At 70.3% G+C, this 18,664-nt stretch carries 20 protein-coding genes; 11 read left to right on the plus strand and 9 right to left on the minus strand.

What is annotated here, in order from left to right; translation table 11 throughout:
- The first annotated feature begins 292 nt into the window (after positions 1 to 292).
- A complete protein-coding gene (locus AB0M83_RS42235; protein ID WP_364526460.1) occupies positions 293 to 1,222 on the plus strand; it encodes a dienelactone hydrolase family protein in 930 nt (309 codons plus the stop codon).
- 4 nt (positions 1,223 to 1,226) lie between these two features.
- On the opposite strand, the gene AB0M83_RS42240 is transcribed toward AB0M83_RS42235, so the two are convergent.
- Positions 1,227 to 2,207 carry an NAD(P)-dependent alcohol dehydrogenase gene (locus tag AB0M83_RS42240; RefSeq protein ID WP_364526462.1) on the minus strand — a complete coding sequence of 327 codons (981 nt, stop codon included), beginning with the start codon at positions 2,205 to 2,207 and terminating at the stop codon, positions 1,227 to 1,229.
- A 90-nt stretch (positions 2,208 to 2,297) separates the two neighbouring features.
- Between AB0M83_RS42240 and AB0M83_RS42245 the strand changes: the two genes are divergently transcribed.
- Complete coding sequence (locus AB0M83_RS42245; protein WP_364526464.1) at positions 2,298 to 2,957, plus strand: TetR/AcrR family transcriptional regulator C-terminal domain-containing protein; 660 nt, start codon at positions 2,298 to 2,300, stop codon at positions 2,955 to 2,957.
- Between the two features lie 45 nt (positions 2,958 to 3,002).
- A complete protein-coding gene (locus tag AB0M83_RS42250) occupies positions 3,003 to 4,010 on the plus strand; it encodes an LLM class flavin-dependent oxidoreductase (protein ID WP_364526465.1) in 1,008 nt (335 codons plus the stop codon).
- Between the two features lies 1 nt (position 4,011).
- On the opposite strand, the gene AB0M83_RS42255 is transcribed toward AB0M83_RS42250, so the two are convergent.
- The 4 genes from AB0M83_RS42255 to sigK all read right to left on the minus strand — a co-directional run bounded on the left by AB0M83_RS42255 (position 4,012) and on the right by sigK (position 7,647).
- Complete coding sequence (locus AB0M83_RS42255) at positions 4,012 to 4,686, minus strand: fasciclin domain-containing protein (RefSeq protein ID WP_364526467.1); 675 nt, start codon at positions 4,684 to 4,686, stop codon at positions 4,012 to 4,014.
- Positions 4,687 to 4,780: 94 nt separating this feature from the next.
- Positions 4,781 to 6,358, minus strand: a complete 1,578-nt coding sequence (locus AB0M83_RS42260; protein ID WP_364526469.1) for a molybdopterin-dependent oxidoreductase — start codon at positions 6,356 to 6,358, stop codon at positions 4,781 to 4,783.
- Positions 6,359 to 6,376: 18 nt separating this feature from the next.
- On the minus strand, positions 6,377 to 7,054 hold the full coding sequence (locus AB0M83_RS42265; RefSeq protein ID WP_364526471.1) for an anti-sigma factor: 678 nt from the start codon (positions 7,052 to 7,054) through the stop codon (positions 6,377 to 6,379).
- Positions 7,051 to 7,647 carry an ECF RNA polymerase sigma factor SigK gene (sigK, locus tag AB0M83_RS42270; RefSeq protein ID WP_364526472.1) on the minus strand — a complete coding sequence of 199 codons (597 nt, stop codon included), beginning with the start codon at positions 7,645 to 7,647 and terminating at the stop codon, positions 7,051 to 7,053. The genes AB0M83_RS42265 and sigK overlap by 4 nt, the downstream gene beginning before the upstream one ends.
- Before the next feature lie 682 nt (positions 7,648 to 8,329).
- On the opposite strand from sigK, the gene AB0M83_RS42275 reads away from it, so the two are divergent.
- A complete protein-coding gene (locus tag AB0M83_RS42275; RefSeq protein WP_364526474.1) occupies positions 8,330 to 8,743 on the plus strand; it encodes an SsgA family sporulation/cell division regulator in 414 nt (137 codons plus the stop codon).
- 93 nt (positions 8,744 to 8,836) lie between these two features.
- Positions 8,837 to 10,213, plus strand: a complete 1,377-nt coding sequence (locus AB0M83_RS42280) for a fatty acid--CoA ligase family protein (RefSeq protein WP_364526476.1) — start codon at positions 8,837 to 8,839, stop codon at positions 10,211 to 10,213.
- Here AB0M83_RS42280 and ilvD read toward each other — a convergent pair.
- The gene (gene ilvD, locus AB0M83_RS42285; protein WP_364526478.1) at positions 10,192 to 11,883 is read right to left on the minus strand and encodes a dihydroxy-acid dehydratase; all 1,692 of its coding nucleotides are present in this window, start codon (positions 11,881 to 11,883) and stop codon (positions 10,192 to 10,194) included. The genes AB0M83_RS42280 and ilvD overlap by 22 nt on opposite strands.
- 116 nt (positions 11,884 to 11,999) lie before the next feature.
- Here ilvD and AB0M83_RS42290 point away from each other — a divergent pair, with 116 nt between their 5' ends.
- Together AB0M83_RS42290 and AB0M83_RS42295 are read left to right on the plus strand one after the other, a co-directional pair.
- The gene (locus AB0M83_RS42290; RefSeq protein ID WP_364526480.1) at positions 12,000 to 13,076 is read left to right on the plus strand and encodes a dihydrodipicolinate reductase; all 1,077 of its coding nucleotides are present in this window, start codon (positions 12,000 to 12,002) and stop codon (positions 13,074 to 13,076) included.
- Positions 13,073 to 13,558: a carboxymuconolactone decarboxylase family protein gene (locus AB0M83_RS42295; RefSeq protein WP_364526482.1), complete on the plus strand. Its 486-nt coding sequence runs from the start codon at positions 13,073 to 13,075 to the stop codon at positions 13,556 to 13,558. Before AB0M83_RS42290 ends, AB0M83_RS42295 begins: the two co-directional genes overlap by 4 nt.
- 52 nt (positions 13,559 to 13,610) lie before the next feature.
- Here AB0M83_RS42295 and AB0M83_RS42300 read toward each other — a convergent pair whose 3' ends face one another.
- The gene (locus AB0M83_RS42300; protein ID WP_364526484.1) at positions 13,611 to 15,149 is read right to left on the minus strand and encodes a GMC oxidoreductase; all 1,539 of its coding nucleotides are present in this window, start codon (positions 15,147 to 15,149) and stop codon (positions 13,611 to 13,613) included.
- Between the two features lie 224 nt (positions 15,150 to 15,373).
- Between AB0M83_RS42300 and AB0M83_RS42305 the strand changes: the two genes are divergently transcribed.
- Positions 15,374 to 15,724, plus strand: a complete 351-nt coding sequence (locus AB0M83_RS42305; RefSeq protein ID WP_364526486.1) for an RNA-binding S4 domain-containing protein — start codon at positions 15,374 to 15,376, stop codon at positions 15,722 to 15,724.
- 34 nt (positions 15,725 to 15,758) lie between these two features.
- Here the strand turns inward: AB0M83_RS42305 and AB0M83_RS42310 are convergent, their stop codons facing one another.
- Positions 15,759 to 16,295 carry a TetR/AcrR family transcriptional regulator gene (locus AB0M83_RS42310; RefSeq protein WP_364526512.1) on the minus strand — a complete coding sequence of 179 codons (537 nt, stop codon included), beginning with the start codon at positions 16,293 to 16,295 and terminating at the stop codon, positions 15,759 to 15,761.
- Between the two features lie 93 nt (positions 16,296 to 16,388).
- Here AB0M83_RS42310 and AB0M83_RS42315 point away from each other — a divergent pair, with 93 nt between their 5' ends.
- Complete coding sequence (locus AB0M83_RS42315) at positions 16,389 to 17,105, plus strand: SDR family oxidoreductase (protein WP_364526488.1); 717 nt, start codon at positions 16,389 to 16,391, stop codon at positions 17,103 to 17,105.
- 213 nt (positions 17,106 to 17,318) lie between these two features.
- Here AB0M83_RS42315 and AB0M83_RS42320 read toward each other — a convergent pair whose 3' ends face one another.
- Complete coding sequence (locus AB0M83_RS42320) at positions 17,319 to 17,681, minus strand: VOC family protein (RefSeq protein ID WP_364526490.1); 363 nt, start codon at positions 17,679 to 17,681, stop codon at positions 17,319 to 17,321.
- 159 nt (positions 17,682 to 17,840) lie between these two features.
- Between AB0M83_RS42320 and AB0M83_RS42325 the strand changes: the two genes are divergently transcribed.
- Both AB0M83_RS42325 and AB0M83_RS42330 read left to right on the plus strand, forming a co-directional pair.
- Entirely contained in the window at positions 17,841 to 18,338 is a 498-nt protein-coding gene (locus AB0M83_RS42325) for a sigma-70 family RNA polymerase sigma factor (RefSeq protein WP_364526492.1), read from the plus strand.
- Positions 18,339 to 18,358: 20 nt separating this feature from the next.
- A complete protein-coding gene (locus AB0M83_RS42330) occupies positions 18,359 to 18,661 on the plus strand; it encodes a cupin domain-containing protein (protein ID WP_364526494.1) in 303 nt (100 codons plus the stop codon).
- Positions 18,662 to 18,664 lie beyond the last annotated feature (3 nt).

An 18,664-nucleotide genomic window follows, 5' to 3' on the forward strand; every position in this document is an offset into this window, starting at 1 on the left:
GCACTTTCATATGAAAGTGCGGCCTTCGACGCGGGGAACGACTCGTTCATGACGTCGGGCCGGCCTACCCGCACCAAGGTCGGTCTCTTCACTGAGCAAGCGCCCAGTCGGTCAACTACTCACCCATTCGGGTGTTGTGGAACATTTCGCTGAAGTGTTTCATAGCAGCACGGGAAAGCGGTTACCCCGCGCCCCGCACGCGGCACCTCCTGCGTTGCCGTGCAACGGTTCCGTCGATCCGCCCGCCTGTGTCCGGGCGCGCTTTCGCCTGCCCGGGGAAAGAGAGCGATCCATGTCCGTACTCACCAGCCCGCCGACGTCGTCTGGCCCGGGTGAGAAAGTTTCCCTCCGCCGGGGGTGGCGCGCCAAAGCCGCCGGCGTCGTCCTGGCCGCGCTCGCGCTGACCACCGGTGTCGCCGCTCCGGCGCCCGCCGCCGAGAACCCCTACGAACGCGGCCCCGCGCCGACCACCTCCAGCATCGAAGCGAGTCGCGGCAGCTTCGCCACCAGCACTGTCACGGTGTCGCGGCTGGCCGTCTCCGGCTTCGGCGGCGGCACTATCTACTACCCGACGAGCACGACCGCGGGCACGTTCGGGGCCATCTCGATCGCGCCCGGCTTCACCGCGCTCCAGTCGAGCATCGCCTGGCTGGGCCCGCGGCTCGCCTCGCAGGGCTTCGTGGTCTTCACGATCGACACCCTGACCACCAGCGACCAGCCCGACAGCCGGGGCCGGCAGCTGCTGGCCTCGCTCGACTACCTCACCCAGCAGAGCTCGGTGCGTTCCCGCATCGACAGCAGCCGGCTCGGCGTCGTCGGGCACTCGATGGGCGGCGGCGGCACGCTCGAGGCGGCGCGCTCCCGGCCGTCGCTGCAGGCCGCGATCCCGCTGACCGGCTGGAACCTGACCAAGACCTGGTCGACGGTCCGCGTGCCGACGCTCGTCGTCGGGGCGGAGGCGGACACCGTCGCCCCGGTGGCCTCGCACTCGATCCCCTTCTACAACAGCCTGCCGTCCTCTCTGGACAAGGCGTACCTCGAACTGCGCGGCGCCAGCCACTTCGCGCCCAACTCGTCGAACACGACGATCGCGAAGTACACCCTCTCCTGGCTCAAGCGGTTCATCGACAACGACACCCGCTACGAACAGTTCCTCTGCCCGATCCCGAGCACCAGCCTGTCCATTTCGGACTACCGGGGCAACTGCCCGCACAACGGCTGACCGGTCAGCCGGGCACGCCGAGGGAGACGACCACCTTTCCCTTGGCGTGCCCGGCTTCCTGGTAGGCGAACGCGGCACGCAGGCCGTCGAACGGGTAGGTCCGGTCGATGACCGGCGTGAGCCGGCCGCGCTCGGCGAACGCGGCCAGCTCATTCAGGACGGCCGCCTTGTCCGGGCAGGCGACCGCGTCGGCGAGCACCACTCGCCGTCGCGCGAAAGGGCCCGCGGCCAGCGCGGCGAAGACGTGCCCGGCGGGCTGCAGCCGGCGCCCGGCCGGGCCACCGACGGCGACGAACGTGCCGTCGCGCTGCAGCACCCGGCGGCACGCGAACACGGACCGGCCGCCGGCGATGTCCAGCACGAAGTCGTAGCTCCGCCCACTGCGGGTGAAGTCCGCCGAGCGGTGGTCGACGACGTGCTCCGCACCGAGCGAGCGGACGAGGTCGACGTTCGCCGGGCCGCAGACGGCGTCGACCTCGGCCCCCAAAGCTCGCGCCAGCTGGACGGCGAAGGTGCCGACGCCGCCGGAAGCGCCGTTGACCAGCACCCGCTGCCCGGGTCCCACCCCGCGCAAGGAGAGCAGCGCGGTCACGGCGGCCATCGGCATCGTCGCCGCCTGCTCGTGGGTCAGGTTCGCCGGCATCGGCGCCAGCAGGCTTTCGGGCACGCAGACGTACTCGGCGTGGGCACCCCGCGGCAAGAGGGCGTAGACGTCGTCACCGGGGGCGAACTTCGTCCCCGCCGTCTCGACCCGGCCCGCCAGGTCGCAGCCGAGGACGCCGACCGGCGGGCGGCGCAGGCCGAAGCCCCCGGTCATCAGGCGCGCCACGTGGGGTTCGCCTCTCAGGAAGTGCCAGTCGTACGGGTTGATCGACGTGGCGTGCACCCGCACCAGCACTTCGCCGTCGCCCGGTACCGGATCGGGCACGTCTTCCCAGGTCAGGCTGTCCGGTGGGCCGTACACACGCTGGACGAAAGCCTTCATCACGTCTCCCTTACGTCGTAAGTCTTACGTCGTAAGGTAGCTGCGGGCCGAGCACGGGGTCAAGGTGCCTTACGTTGTACGATCTTGGGCGTGACCACCGAAGCCCGGAGCCCGTTGAGCCGGGAGCGCGTGCTGCGGGCGGCCGTCGCGCTCGCCGACGAGCACGGCCTGCCCGCGGTGACGATGCGCCGGCTCGCGGAGGAGCTCGGCGCCGAAGCGATGTCGCTCTACTACCACGTGGCCAAGAAGGAGGACGTGCTCGACGGGATCGTCGACGTTGTGGCGCAGGAGATCAACGAAGCCGTCGCGCGCCTGGAAGACGGTCCGGACTGGCAGCGGACGGCCCGCCGGCGCATCCTCGCGGCCCGTCAGGTGTTCCTCCGCCACCGCTGGGCGCCGGCGCTGTTCGAGACGCGGTCGTCGACGAGCCTCGCCGTGCTGAAGTACTACGACAGCCTGGTCGGCGTGATGCGCGAAGGCGGGTTCTCGCACGACCGGATCCACCACGCGCTGCACGCGCTCGGCAGCCGGGCGCTGGGCTTCAGCCAGGAGCTGTTCGACCCGGGCGCGGGCGCGTCGGCCGAGGTCCCCGCGGACCTGGCGGCGCAGCTGCCGAACCTGGCCGGAATGCTGAGCGAGATCGCCCACGACGACCCGGATTCGACGCTGGGCTGGTGCGACGACCAGTTCGAGTTCGAGTTCGGGCTGGACATCGTCCTCGACGGCCTGGACCGGCTGCGGGAGCGGTAGTCCACCAGGTGGGACCGCGGCCCGGCCGGAGGCAGAATCGTCGGTGTGTCGCGACCACTGCGGAAGCTCGGCTTCCTGACCATCGGCCTGTTCGACCCCGCCGACCCGCGGCGGGGGCACGAGTCGACCCTCGAGATCATCGAGCTCGGCGAACAGCTCGGGTTCGACAGCGCCTGGGTGCGGCACCGGCACCTGCAGCACGGCATTTCCTCGCCCGTCGCCGTGCTCGCCGCCGCTTCCCAGCGGACACGCCGGATCGAGCTCGGGACCGCCGTCATCCCGCTCGGCTGGGAGAACCCGCTGCGACTGGCCGAGGATCTGGCCACCGTCGACCTGCTCTCGGGCGGCCGGCTCAACCCGGGGCTCAGCGTCGGGCCGCCGATGCGGTGGGACGACGTCAAGCAGGCCCTCTACCCGGACACCGCCGACGTCGAAGACTTCTCCTACGACCGGGTGGAACGGCTGCTCGGTTTCGTGCGCGGCAAGCCGGCCACCGGATTCAGCGGGACGCAGGGCTTCGAGGTGTTCTCCGACCGGGTCCAGCCGCAGGCGCCCGGACTCGGCGACCGCCTGTGGTACGGCGGCGCGAGCCTGCGCTCGGCCGAGTGGGCCGGCAAGCACGCGATGAACTTCCTGACCAGCAGCGTGGTCAAGGCCGATGGTGACAGCAGCGACTTCGCCGAGATCCAGCTTGCGCACATCAAGGCGTTCCGCTCCCATCATCCGGACGGTGCGACCGCCCGCGTCTCGCAGGGACTGGTCGTCATCCCGACCGACAGCGCGACGCCGGAGCAACGCGCGAAATACGAGGCGTACGCGGAGAAGCGGCTTCCCCGCACCGCGGAACCGCAGGGCCCGGCGCGAATGCTGTTCTCCCCCGACTTCGTGGGCACGTCGGCCGAGATCGCCGAACGGCTCCACGCGCACAAGGCGTTCCGCGAGGTCGATGAGGTGGCTTTCGCCCTGCCGTTCACCTTCGAACACGAAGATTACGTGCAGATCCTCACCGACATCGCGGAACGCCTCGGTCCGGCGCTGGGCCGGAAGTCCTGACCTACTTGTTGGTGCCCGGGGTCAGGACCTTGTCGATCACGAAGACCGTGGCGTTCTTCGTGGGGACGTTGCCACACAGGATCTTCGCGCCGTTGACGGTCATGTTGTCGCCCGAGCCCTCGATCTTGAGCGGGCCGCCGGCGGTGTTCAGCGACTCCAGGGTGCCGGCCGACTCGAGGCCCTTGGCGTCGTAGCGCTTGCCGACGACGTGGTACTGCAGGATCGGCGCCAGCTCGGCCGGCTTGCCCGCCAGCTCGGTGAACTTGGCGTCGCCCAGCGCGGCGAACGCCGGGTCGGCCGGCGCGAACACGGTGATGGCCTGCTGGCTGTTGAGGGTGTCGACCAGGTTGGTGGCCTTGACGGCCGCCACCAGCTTGGTCAGCAGCGGGTTCGTCGACGCGGCCGACGCGACCGGCTGCGGGCCCATCGAGTCGAGCGAGCCGGGCGCGGACCCCTGCGGCAGCTGCGAACAGGCCGGCCCGAAGACGTCGGCGTTGGTGGTCACGCCGTTGGACGCGGCGGAGTCGGTCGGGGGTGCGGCCATCGACGAGGACGGTGCGGGGGCCGGGGCACTGCTGGAGCTCCCGGAGGAAGCGGTGTCGCTGCCGCTGCACGCGGTCAGCGAAAGCGCGGCCACGGCGGCGAAACCGATTCCGGCGACACGAAGCTTGGTCACGAAAATCACTCCAAAAAAGCGGCTGTGAACTTCTTCTTGCGGATGATTCGGGGCTGGATCGGAAACGGATTGGCGTCCGATCGGGTGATGCGCGTCACCGGGCGGTGAAATTGATGCCGTGCCACCCGGTGGCCCCGTCGGGAACGGTTCCGGCGCGCAGGTCGGTCTGCGTGTAGCCGTTTTTGTCGGTCGCCCGGCAGACGACCTGGTGGCCGCCGGGCGTGGCGTCGAACTCGATCCACCACATGCGCCAGGTTTCGAGATTCACTTGCTGCGATAGCATGGCTTCGCGCCACGGGCCGTCGTCGATCCGCACTTCGACCCGGTCGACGCCGGTGTGCTGCGCCCACGCGATCCCGGCCACGCGCACCTTTCCACTGGGGACGGTTTCGAACCCCTTCGGCGTGTCGATCCGCGATTCCGTCTTGATCGGCGCTTCCCGGCCCCAGCCGCGTTTCAGCCAATACGCCTGCCGCGCCTGCCAGGTCGTCACTTCGAGGTCGGTCACCCATTTCGTGGCCGACACGTAGCCGTACAACCCGGGTATCACCAGCCTCGCCGGAAAACCGTGCTCGATCGGCAGCGGTTCGCCGTTCATGCCGATCGCGAGCATGGCGCCGCGTCCACGGTCCATCGCCGCGGCAAGGGGGCTGCCGGACGTCCAGCCGTCCACACTGGACGAGAAGAGCTGCTCGGCGCCGGGGCGCACGCCGGCCTCCTCGAGCAGGTCCGCGAGGTCGACGCCGAGGAAGTTCGCCGTCGACACGTAGGTGCCGCCGACCTCGTTGGAGACGCACGTCATCGTGATCGTGCGTTCCACGAGCGGCCGGTTTCGGATGTCCCCATAACCGTAACGGATCTCGCGGTCGACCATGCCGTGCAGCCGCAGGCTCCAGTCCTCGGTCCGCACCTGGGGGACCGACAACGCGGTGTCCACGCGGTAGAAGTCCGAGTTGCGGGTGAGGAACGTCGGGGTGCCCAGCTTCGCGAAGTCGGCGTCCGCCGGGATCATCGGCGCGGTCCGGGCCGGGACCAGCCGCCCAACCGCCTCGCGCGACGACGCCGCGTCCCGGCTGCCGGCGAGCAGCTGCCCGCCGAGCCCGGCGACCCCGGCTCCGGCGACCACGCCGGCGCCGGCCAGCAGCACCGTCCGGCGCGACGAGCCCCCGGCGGGTTGCGGCGCGGCGTCGCGCCGGGCCAGGCGGTGCAGCAGGGCGAACACCGCGACCCCGGTGACCAGGCTCGCCAGCGGGGCGAGCAGCGCGAGCGCGTCGAGGTCGGGTCGTTCGTACACCGCGACGAGGCCGACCAGGCCGAACCCGGTGACCACGACGAGCCCCGGCCACGGCGTGCGGCGCGAGAGGAGACCCGCCACCGCCGACACGACCACCATGACCGCGGCCATCCCCGCGAGCAGCACGAGCTTGTCGTACGTGCCGAAGGTGCGGACCGCGAAGTCCTTGAGCTCCACCGGGGTCAGGTCGATGGCGCCGTTGCCCACCGCGAGGTACGGCGAAGCGTTGATGCCGACGAGGCCGGCGACGAGGTGTCCCGCCGCCAGCGCCGCCGCGAGCGCCAGGACGCCCAGGAGGGCGGCCACCCGGCGGCTCAGCCGGGGCTCGGGCGCCTCACCGGGTGCCGGCGAGGCTTGTTCGGCCGTTGACGTGCTCATGGTTCTCCAGTCGTGGCACTAGGTCAGGGAGATCCGGGTGACCGCCGGGGTCGTGGGACCGGCCGAACCACCCGTGGGTTCGACGGTGATCCCGATCCGGTCGATGCCGGGCGGGAGGTCGGACATCAGCATCCGCGGCTGCAGGATCCCCGCCGAGAGTGCTTCCCCGGCGCGGATCATCCACACCTGGTAGACGTGCCCGGCGTCGAGAGCGGGCAGCCCGGAAGCGAGCAGGACGGCCTGGTTCCGGCTGCGTGAGACGACGAGCGTCGCGCTGCCCTCACCGGCGCTCTGGATGGCGGTCGCGTCCGGCGCGGACAGCACCGAGTCGACCGGAGCCGGCGGCGCGGACGTCGTGACGACGCCGACCCCGACCGCGACGACGGCGGCAGCGGCGGCCCCGAACAGCGCGACGCGCAGCCCGAAAGCCTTGGTGCGCCGTCGTTTTCCGGGCGCTGTGACCCGTGGCGGCAGCTGGCGGGTGCGGGCCGTCTCGGCGAGCACCAGCGCCTTCAGCTCCGGCGGCGGCCCGACGGCCTCGGCCACGCCGAGCCAGGTACCGGTCGCCCGCAGCTCGGCCACCTCCTGGCGGCACGCGGCGCATTCAGCGAGGTGCCGTTCGAACCCGGCACGCTCCACATCGGACACCGCGTCCAGCGCGTAGGCCCCGGTCAGCGTGTGCAGCTCGGCGGTCATCGATCCACCCCCAGGCAGTCACGCAGCCGGATCAAACCGTCCCGGATGCGGGTTTTCACGGTCCCGGGCGCCACCTTCAGCACCTCGGCGACCTCGGGATAGGTGTAGCCGTTGTAGTACGCCAGCACGATCGACTCGCGCTGGAGATCGGTGAGCTGGGCGAGGCACTGCCGCACCCGCTGCTGGTCGAGAGTGGCCAAAGTGGACTCGGTGACCTCGTCGAACGGCCGCCGCACATCCATCCGGCCCGCCCGGTCCTCACGGTCGAGCACGGCCTGGTGCGAGCGCACGCGGTCCACGGCCCGGCGGTGGGCGATCGTCAGCACCCACGACAGCGCGCTGCCGCGCTCCGGGACGTACCTCGTGGCTTTGCGCCACACCTCCACCAGCACCTCCTGCGCCACTTCCTCGGCTTGGGCGTGGTTGCGCAGGACGCGCGTCACCAAGCCGAGCACCGGTCCGGCGATGAAGTCGTACAGCGCCGCGAAGGCGGATTCGTCCCCCGCCGCGACGCGCCGGAGCAGCTCCTCGGCGTTCGCCGCGGGCACCGGCTCTCCGTCCGGTTGCAGCCGCAGCCGCCCTCGCTCTCCCATGCCCGGCACCCTCCACCTCACCCTGCTTGTGGGAGGCGTTCGCGGCCGGACGGCGTCGCGGACTGGTGTGGGGTGGCGCTTCCCACCCGGACGGTGCAACTCCGGCGCCGGGACCCATCCGGGGGTGCGACGGCTCCGAAAGCCTGGCGTCGAGTTGTGGGCGGCGGGGTTCGTGGGGACTTTTGGATGCGCAGCGACTCAACCTCCGGAGTTGCTCAACTTCTGGGGTGACCTCAGTCGCGCATCGGCTCCAAAAGTGGAGTCACTTCAGTTGTGCAACGAATCCAGTCATGCACCCAATCCAGTCATGGAGTGGGTCCAGTCATGCACTGATCCAGTCCTGCGGTTGGTCGAGTCCTGCGGTGGTCCAGTCCTGCGGTGGGTCGAGTCATGTAGCGAATTCAGCCGCGCACCCGATCCAGTCATGTAGTGAATCCAGTCGCGCACCGGCCGCAAGGTGCATTGATGCCGAAGGTGTAGTGACTACACTTATGCATCGACTTCATATAGACCGCTCACACCAGGTGAGGAAATTGCCCGTTCGGCCACGCGGACGGTGACCTCGGACACTTCTTGATCACCCCAGAGTGTGAAAGTTTTTCGGAACGCTGGGCGTTGAACTGACTATGGGTTATCCCTGGAACCAGACGAAGTTAACCGACGAGTAGCAAAGGCGGTCCCCATGGCCGACCCGCACAGCGTGACCAGTGCCAGCTTCGACTTCGGCCTCCGCACCTTCGGGGCGGCGCCGCGGCCGGTGCCGACCGAGCTGGAGTACGACACCCGTGACCCCTACGCGGTCGCCGTGGTGCTGCACGCCGGCCCGAGCGCCGTCCGGTGGCTCTTCGGGCGCGACCTGCTCGCCGACGGCCTGCTCGCCCGCCGCGGCGACGGTGACGTCCGCATCGGGCCCGCCGACGACCCCGCGCTGGTCCTCGTGGAGCTCAACTCCCCCGACGGCGCCGCCGTGCTCGAGGCGCCCGCGAAGGAGATCGCCGCCTTCCTCGACCGGACCTACGACGCCATCCCGGCCGGGAGCGAGACGGACTGGTTCGACTTCGACGAGGAACTCGCGAAGCTGTCTTACCAGGACTGAGGCTCAGCCCGCCCCGCACGCGGGCCGCGGACCACCTGCGAAGTCCTGCGTCGGGCCGCGGCTGGACGAGCCTCACTGAGTACCGTCCCGCGGGTGAGCTTCTTCCTGACGAAAGTGCTCGCCGCGCTCGACGACGGCGGCGATCGTGTCCTGTTCCACTCCGGCGGCGTCACGACCTACCACCAGGCCCGCGACCGCCTGCGCCGGCTGCACGCCGGGCTGGACACGACCGGGACCGTCGCCGTCGACCTGCGCAACCGGCCGGAGACGCTGCTCGTGCAGCTCGCCGCCCTCCTGCGCGGCGCGACCGTGCTCATGGTCCCGGCCTCGGCGCCGACCCAGGACCGGCTCGCCGCGGCCAGGGGCGCCACCGTCGTCACCGACCGGCCACAGGACTGGCCACAGGACCGGCCAGGCGACGTCCGCACCCTCGACGACCTCGACGGCGAGCCCGAGCCCCTGGACCCGCCCGAAACCGTCACCCTCCTCTTCCCCACCGGCGGCACCACCGGTACCCCGAAGCTCATCCGCCACAGCGGCATCTACGACGGCATGGCGTACATCTTCACGCCGAACCCGGACGGCCCCGGCCGCACCCTGCTCGTCGCACCGATGACGCACATGACCGGCAACGCCACCGTGCTCGGCGCCCTCCTGCGCGGCGACACCGTGGTGCTCCAGGACGGTTTCGACGCGGGAGCCGTCCTCCACGCCATCGAAGAACACCGCATCGACACGCTCTCCCTGACCCCGCCACGCCTGGCCGCCGTGCTCGACCACCCGGCGCGGGCGACCACCGACCTCAGCAGCGTCCGCTCCCTCTCCCTCGGCGCCGCGCCGCTGCCGCCACACCGGTTCGCCCAGGCCCTCGACGTCTTCGGCCCGGTCGTCGGCCAGGGCTACGGCCTCACCGAGGCCCCGATGATCGCGAGCATCTCCGCCGCCGAACTGGTCGGCCACCCCGAACGGCTCGGCTCGGTCGGCCGGATCGTGCCCGGCATGGAAGCGCGGATCACCGCGGACGGCGAGGTCGAGGTCCGCGGACTGTCCATGATGGACGGTTACCTCGGCGGGCCGCCGGTCGGCGCCGGCTGGCTGCGCACCGGCGACCTCGGCCGGTTCGACGACGAGGGCTACCTCTACCTGCTCGACCGCGCCGACGACGTCGTCGTGGTCGGCGACCACGGCACGAAGGTCCCGACCACCGTCGTCGAACACGCCCTGGAGACGCACCCGGCGGTGCGGAGCGCCGCCGTCTTCGGCCTCGCCACCGGAGACGGCCAAGCGCTGCACGCCGTCGTCGTCACCACGAGCGAAGTGACCGAAGACGACCTGAAAGCCCACGCGCGAGCCGCCTTCGGCCAGGAGCACTACGTCCCGGCGAACGTGGACTTCGCCGACGCACTCCCCCTCACCGACGTGGGCAAGGTCGACAAACGCGCGCTCGTTCAGCTCGTGACGGCGCCGTAGGACGACGACCGGACCAGCTTCGCGTACTTCCCGAGCACCCCTTCCGGGAACTTGTTCGGCAGCGGCTCCCAGCCCTCGCGACGACGAGCCAGCTCGGCCGCGTCGACCAGCAGGTCGATGCTGCGGCCCTTGATGTCGACGGCGATCCGGTCGCCGGTGCGGACGAACGCGATCGGCCCGCCGTCGGCCGCTTCGGGCGCGACGTGGCCGATGCACAGGCCGGTGGTGCCGCCGGAGAAGCGCCCGTCGGTCAGCAGGAGGACGTCCTTGCCGAGGCCGGCGCCCTTGATCGCCGCGGTGATCGCGAGCATCTCGCGCATCCCCGGCCCGCCCTTGGGGCCTTCGTAGCGGATGACGACGACGTCCCCGGCCTGGATCCGGCCCTCGTTCAGCGCCGCCATCGCCTCCTGCTCGCGCTCGAACACGCGCGCCGGGCCTTCGAAGTTGGCCGTGTCGAAGCCCGCGGACTTCACGACGGCGCCCTCGGGCGCGAGCGAGCCGCGCAGGATGGTGATGCCGCCGGTCGGGTGCAGCGGGTTGTCCAGCCGCCGCAGGACCTCGCCGTCGATCGGGTCGGGGTCCAGCTCGGCGAGGTTCTCCGCCACCGTGCGGCCGGTGACCGTCAGGGCGTCGCCGTGGATCAGGCCTTCGTCCAGCAGGGCCTTCATCAGCACCGGGATGCCGCCGTGGCGGTCGATGTCGTTCATGACGTACTTGCCGAACGGCTTGAGGTCGCCCAGGTGCGGGACGCGGTCGCCGACGCGGTTGAAGTCGTCGAGGGTCAGCTCGACCTTCGCCTCGTGCGCGATGGCCAGCAGGTGCAGCACGGCGTTGGTCGAGCCGCCGAGGGCCATGATGACCGTGATCGCGTTCTCGAACGCTTCCCGCGTCAGGATGTCGCGCGCGGTGATGCCCTTTTCGAGCAGCCCGACCACGGCTTCCCCCGAAAGGTGCGCGTAGTGGTCACGACGGCGGTCCGCGGACGGCGGCGCGGCCGACCCCGGCATGCTCATCCCCATGGCCTCGGCCGCCGACGCCATCGTGTTCGCCGTGTACATGCCGCCGCACGCGCCCTCGCCGGGGCAGATGGCGCGTTCGATGCGGTCCAGGTCGTCGGTCTTCATGCGGCCCGCCCGGCACGCGCCGACGGCCTCGAAGGCGTCGATGAGCGTGACGTCCTTCTCGGTGCCGTCGGTGAGCTTCACCCAGCCGGGGGCGATGGTCCCGGCGTAGAGGAACACCGACGCCAGGTCGAGGCGCGCGGCGGCCATCAGCATGCCGGGCAGCGACTTGTCGCACCCGGCCAGCAGGATCGAGCCGTCGAGGCGCTCGGCCTGCATGACCGTCTCGACGGAGTCGGCGATGACCTCCCTCGACACCAGCGAGAAGTGCATCCCGTCGTGGCCCATGGAGATGCCGTCGGACACCGAGATCGTGCCGAACTGCAGCGGGTAGCCGCCGGCCGCGTGCACGCCCTCCTTCGACGCCTGCGCGAGCCGGTCGAGGGAGAGGTTGCACGGCGTGATCTCGTTCCACGAACTGGCGACGCCGATGATCGGTTTCTTCCAGTCGCCGTCCCCCATCCCGACGGCGCGGAGCATGCCGCGCGCGGGCGCGGCCTCGATCCCGTCGGTCACCGTGCGGCTGCGGGGCTTCGGGTCGATCGTCATCTCACTGGCCTCCGATACGACGTTCGGACGCACTGCATGCTACCCGCGTCCGCGCGGTCCGCTGGCCGGAACGATTCCCTTCCCGGACCCGGGCGAAGCGGCGAAAACTCGGGCAAATGATCGCCACGGTGGTGTGGGGCACGGGCAACGTCGGCCGTGCGGCAATCCGGGCCGTCGACGCCCATCCGGCGCTGGAGCTCACCGCGGTGCTCGTCCACGACCCGGCGAAGGTCGGCAAGGACGCGGGCGCGCTGGCGGGGGTCGGTGACTTGGGCGTCCCGGCCACCGACGACGTCGGCGCCGTGCTGGGCGCGGGTCCGCGAGCCGTCGTCTACGCCGCTTCGGGTGACGTCCGGTTCGACGACGCGCTCGCCGACATCGTCCGCGCCCTCGGGTCGGGCGCGGTCGTCGTGACGCCGGCGCTCTACCCCCTCTACGACCAGCGCAACGCGCCGCCCGAGCTGCGTGACCCGGTGCTGGCCGCGATCAAGGAGGGCGGCGGCTCGCTGTTCGTCTCCGGCGTCGACCCCGGCTGGGGCAACGACGTGCTGCCGCTGCTGATCAGCGGGCTCGGCACCGACGTCGACGTCATCCGCTGCCAGGAGATCTTCGACTACTCGACCTACGAGCAGCCCGACTCCGTCCGGTACCTGGTCGGCATGGGCCAGCCGATGGACTACGACCCGCCGATGCTGATGACCGGCGTGCCGTCGATGGTCTGGGGCGGGCAGGTCCGGCTGATCGCGCGCGGCTTGGGTGTCGAGGTCGACGAACTCCGCGAGACGCTGCAGCGGCGTCCCCTCGAGGAAACCGTCTCCACGCGCACCATGGGCGAGTTCGAGAAGGGCACGCAGGGCGCGGTGCGGTTCGAGGTGCAGGGCATCGTCGACGGCGAGCCGCGGATCGTCATCGAGCACGTCACGCGCATCCACCCGTCGTGCGCGCCGGACTGGCCGACGCCGCCCAGCGGCGACGGCGCCCACCGCGTGATCATCGAAGGCCGCCCGCGCATCGAGGTCAGCGTCGAGGCGAGCGACGAGGGCGAAAACCGGTCGGCGGGCGGCAACGCGACCGCCGTCGGCCGGCTCGTCGGCGCGATCGACTGGCTGGCCGCGGCGGAACCCGGCCTCTACGACGCACTCGACGTCCCGCTGCGCCCGGCAGCCGGCAAGCTCGGAAGGAGGCGTCCGTGAACATCGACATCCCCGAGGGCAAGGACCCGATCGGGTACGTGTGGGGCGAGATGGTGCCCGGCATCGGCATCGCCGCGTCGCAGTTCTCGCTCGCGGTCTACGCGCACACGACGCTGGGGCTGCGGGAGTTCGAGGCCGCGCGGCTGCGGATCGCGCAGCTCAACGGGTGCGTCTTCTGCCTGGACTGGCGCACCGAGCGCGACGGCGTCAAGGTCGAGCCGGAGTTCGCGGACGCGGTCCTCGACTGGCGCACCACCGACCGCTTCGACGACCGGACGCGCCTGGCGGCCGAGTACGCCGAGCGGTACACACTGGACCACCACAACCTCGACGACGAGTTCTGGAAGCGGATGGGCGAGCACTACTCGCAGCAGGAGATCGTCGAGCTGAGCATGAGCCTCGGCGCGTGGCTGGCGTTCGGCCGGCTCAACCACGTCCTGGGTCTCGACACCGTCTGCGTCCTCCCGTCCCACCAGTCGTGAGTGGGAAACAGGGTTCCAACCCTGTTTCCCACTCACGACGACTTGCGCCGGGCTAGAAGTCCGTGGCGATGATCTTTTCGATGTTCCGTTCCGCCAGCGCGGTGATGGTGACGAACGGGTTCACGCTCGTGTTGCCCGGGATCAGGGAGCCGTCGATCGCGTACAGGCCCTGGTACCCGGCCAGCCGGCCGTAGTTGTCGGTGGCCTTGCCGAGCACCGCGCCGCCGAGCGGGTGGTAGGTCAGGTGGTCGCCCCAGATCTTGTACACCCCGAAGAGGTCCGTCCGGTAGATCGTCCCTTCCTTGGAGTTGATCTTGTCGAAGATGGACTTCGCCATGTCGATCGACGGCTGCTTCCACGCCGTCTGCCAGTTGAGGTCCACGTTCTGCGTCGAGGGGTTGTAGGTGAACTGGGCCCGGTTCGGGTTCTTCGTGATCGACAGGTAGAACGACGCCCACGTCTCGATCCCGGTCGGCAGCGGCGCGACTTCGGCGAACGCGCCGCCCGCGTTCCAGTTGTCGATGCCGCCGCACGGGATGGACGACTGGAGGCTGCCGGTCGGGTCCCAGATGTGGTTGGCGCGCCCGCACATCACGTTCCCGTTGTCGCCCCAGCCCTTGCCGACCTCGCCGTTGAGGTTGGGCAGCGCGCCGGTGGCCTTCAGCTTCACCAGCAGCTTGCTCGTGCCGACGCTGCCCGCGGCGAAGAACACCTTGTCCGCCGTCACGGACTTCGTCGCCGTCACCGCGCCCGTGGTGGTCAGCTGGTCCATGACGACCGTGTAGCCGCCGCCGGACGCCGGCGCCACCGACGTCACCCGGTGCAGCGGGGAGATGGTGACGCGGCCGGTCGCCTTGATCAGCGGCAGGTAGGTCTTCTGCAGGGACTTCTTGCCGTAGTTGTTGCCGTACAGGATTTCCCCGGCCAGCGCCGAGCGCGGCACGGTGTTGGCCTGCTCCTGCTCCATGTAGTTCCAGTCGTAGACGTCCGGCACGAAGACGAACGGGAACCCGGACCGCTGTGCTTGTTTCCGCCCGACGCGCGCGTACTGGTAGCACTCGGCGGTCTCGAACCAGTCGGGGCGGACGAGCCCGACGCCGAGTCCGGAGTTGGCGCGCGGGTAGTAGATGCTGTACATCTCGTCGGCGTTGACGGTCGGGAGGATCGCGCCGAAGTTCTCCCGCTTCGGCGTGACGGCCATGCCGCCGTTGACGAGCGAGCCGCCGCCGACGCCGCGGCCCTGGTACACGGTGATCCCGCTGAACTCCTCGGCGTCGAGGATGCCGGTGTACTTCGGGATGTCCTTGTCAATGGGGAACCCGAGGAAGTTGGACAGCGGCTGCTTCGTCCTGGTGCGCAACCAGAACGAGCGCTGGTCGGGCGTGGTCGTGTTGGCGAAGATCTTGCCGTCCGAACCGGGCGTGTCCCAGGCCATGCCCATTTCGATCAGCTGCACGTCGATGCCGGCCTGCGCGAGCCGCAGGGCGGTGACCTGGCCGCCGTAGCCCGAGCCGATGACGAGGGCGGGCACGCGGGCCGCGTCGGCGATGGTCGCTGCGGCCGCCCGGCTCCCCACTGCCGCGGCCGCCAAGATAGAACCAGTTCCAGCGATGAAAAGACGGCGGGAAACTGCGCCAGAAGCTGTTCTCCACACGGGTTCGTCACGCATGTGATAGTCCTCACCGTTGAGGTATATTAGAACAGGTTATAACTCAGTGGTGCAGACAAGTCGACATATACCCGTGAGTAACCTCCCCGGGTTGCGCGAGGATTCCGCTGAATGGGCCATGATGGACGACTGTGGAGTCGACCCGAGTGGACCGCTGGCTTTGGGCGGTCCGGCTGACCAAGACCCGCCCGGACGCGGCAGCGGCGTGCCGGGGCGGTCACGTGCGTGTCAACGACAAACCGGCGAAGCCCGCGACGACCGTGGTACCGGGCGACGAAGTCCGCCTGCGCATCGCCGGGACGACCAGGATCCTCGACGTGGTACGGGTGATCCAGAAACGCGTGGGCGCGCCGGACGCGGTGACGTGCTACGTGGACCGGACGCCGAAGCCGCCCCCGGAGACCGCGATCCCGGTCGCCCGGCGCGACCGCGGCGCGGGCCGGCCGACCAAAAGGGAGCGTCGCGTGCTGGACGCGTTCCGGCAGCAGGAGCTTTGACCCGGTGCGCGATCGAAATGGGTCGATCGCGCCTCTACTGCGGTTTCAGCCCGTCCATCACGAGCGTCAGCAAATGCGCGGTGCGCGCTTCCCGGTCCTTCCCGAAATCGGAGCGCCACAAGAACCCGACGAGCTGCAGGATTTCTTCGGCGTCGACGTCCGGCCGGAGCGTTCCCGCACGCTTCCCCGCGTCCAGCAGCAGGGTGATCGCCGCGCACGTCGGCTCGTAGTACTCCCCTGAGAGATCGGCGCGCGTCGCGGCTTCGACGGCCTCGCCGACCCCGTGTTTGATCCGGCCGTACGCCGCCAGCCGCCCGAACCACCGCCGCAGCGCCTCGGCCGGCGGGTGCTCGGCCAGCAACGCCGGCGCCGCGTCGATCAGTTCCTGGACGTCGTGCCGGTAGACGGCCAGCAGGAGCGCTTCCCGGCTGGGGAAGTGGCGGTAGAGCGTGCCCTGGCCGACGCCGGCCGCCTTCGCGATCGACTGCAGCGAGGCGGCGCTCGACGCCTTGAGCGCGGTGCGCGCGACCTCGAGGATCCGCTCACGGTTCTGTTCGGCGTCGGCCCGCATCGGTGTCACACCCCTCACCCTAGCCAAGCGGACAGCTGTCCGCTACCGTCGGAAAGGCAACCGGACACATGTCCGCTTAATCGAGGAGCTGCCATGATCGAGAACAAGGTCGTCGTGATCACCGGCGCCAGCAGCGGGATCGGCGCGGCCACCGCGACCCTGTTGGCCGAGCGCGGCGCGAAGGTCGTGCTGGGCGCGCGACGCAAGGATCGCCTGGACGAACTGGCCACGAAGCTCGGCGCGGTCGCGCTCCCCACCGACGTCCGGAACCCCTCGGACGTCACCGCGCTGGTCCGGCTGGCTCTCGATCGGCACGGCCGGCTGGACGTCCTGGTCGGCAACGCCGGCATCGCACCGCTTTCGCGGTTCGACGACCTGCACACCGACGACTGGCACGCGATGTTCGACGTGAACGTGAAGGGCGTGCTCAACGGGATCGCGGCCGCCCTGCCGGTGTTCCGCGAGCAGGGAGCCGGCCAGTTCGTGCACACGGCGTCGACGGCGGCGTACCGGACCGTGCCGGCGATGGCGGTGTACGCGGCGACCAAGACGGCCGTCCGCACGATTTCCGAAGGCCTGCGCCAGGAGGCCGGGCCGGACCTGCGCGTCTCGCTCGTGTCCCCCGGCATCATCGCGACGGACTTCGTCGACGGCATCACGGACCCGGTCGAGAGGGCGCAGCTGACCAGCGTTCGGGACGAGGTGGCGATCTCGCCGGACGCGATCGGGCGGGCCATAGCGTTCGCCATCGACCAGCCCGCGGACGTCGACGTGAACGAGATCGTCGTCCGGCCGACCGCCCAGGCCTGACGCGGCAGGAGGCCGGTCAGGATCCCTGCGAAGCCGAGATCGCGGCAGGCATTCGGCAGGCTCGTGTCAGCGGCCTTGCCGGCGATGCCGTGAATGACTCATTCACCTCGTCCACGGTCATGAATGACTCATTCAAGGCGTTCGCGGGAGGCAGCACACCCGACGGCCGACACCGCACCGGCGGCTAACGGCTGTTCGGCCACCGCCGCACGATCACTCCGGACTGAGGAACTCCAGCCGGTTGCCCAGGCAGTCGTGGGTGTAGAAGCGGCGGTGGCCCGGGAAGCCGTCGTCCCATTCGACGCCGTGGTCCGCCAGGCGCTCGGCCAATGCGTCGAGGTCGTCCAGGTCTTCCACGAGGATGCCCGGGTGGGCCTTGCGAGCAGGCCGGAAGTCCGCCTCGACGCCGAGGTGGAGTTCGAGGCTGCCGGCCCGCAGCCAGAGCCCGCCCCGCCCGGCCAGCGCGGGCGGCTTCGGGATTTCGGTCAGACCGAGGACGCCGACGTAGAAGGCGCGGCAGCGCTCTTCGCTGCCCGGCTCGATGGCGAGCTGGACGTGGTGCAGGCCGAAGGTCATGTGCCCAGAGTGCCACGCCGGCCGATGGTCATCTGGCGCTCGGACGCCGAAATCGATGTCATCCGCGTGGATTTCCCGGACACACCGGGGAATTCACCCGCGCCGGGTCGGTTCCCGCCGGAAAACGGGTAGTCCTCCTGGCCGGACGGAGGGGAAGCCATGAACACGGTGAACGAAGCCCCGGATCGCTTGCTGGCCGCCGCGCGGCCGCTCGTCGTGCGCTACTGCCGCGCCCGTCTTGACCCGGGTTCCGCCGACGATGTCGCGCAGGACGTCTGCGTCGCGCTGTTCAAGGCGATGCCGCGGCGGCCGCCGGAGCGGCCGTTCCCGAACTTCGTCTGCGGCATCGCCCGGAACAAGGTCCAAGCCGCCCGCAAGGCCGCGGCGCGCCAGTGGGACGAGCCGGTGGCCGAGCTGCCCGAGGAGAGCGACGCCACCCTCGACCCGGAGTACCACGCGCTGCGCCGCGAACTCGGCGAGCGCATGGCGAAGCTGCTTCAAGTCCTGCCGGAGAAGCAGCGGGAGATCGTGGTCCTGCGCGTGGCGGTCGGCCTGTCGGCGGAGGAGACGGCGGAGCTGGTCGGTTCGACGCCGGGTGCGGTGCGGGTCGCCCAGCACCGGGCGCTCGGCCAGCTGAGGAAGGTCGTCGGGGGCTGAGCCGGCGCTACGCTGGCCAGGTGAGCGACAGCGAGAACTTCGAAGGACGCGATGTCGGGTCCGGGATCTCCGTCATCCGCGAAAGCAGCGACGTCGTCGGTTCCGGGCCGCGCCTGCACCGGCATCCCTACACCGAAACGTTCGTCATCATCCGGGGGCGGGCCCGGTTCACCGTCGGCGACGAGCAGCGCGACGGCGGCGCCGGGGACGTGCTGGTCGTCCCGGCCGGCACCCCGCACAAGTTCGCCGTGCTCGGCCCCGGTGTCTACGAGGCCGTGCACATCCACGAGAGCGACCACTTCATCACCGAATGGCTGGAGTGACCC

The sequence above is a fragment of the Amycolatopsis sp. NPDC051106 genome, assembly GCF_040682775.1.
GTDB lineage: Bacteria > Actinomycetota > Actinomycetes > Mycobacteriales > Pseudonocardiaceae > Amycolatopsis.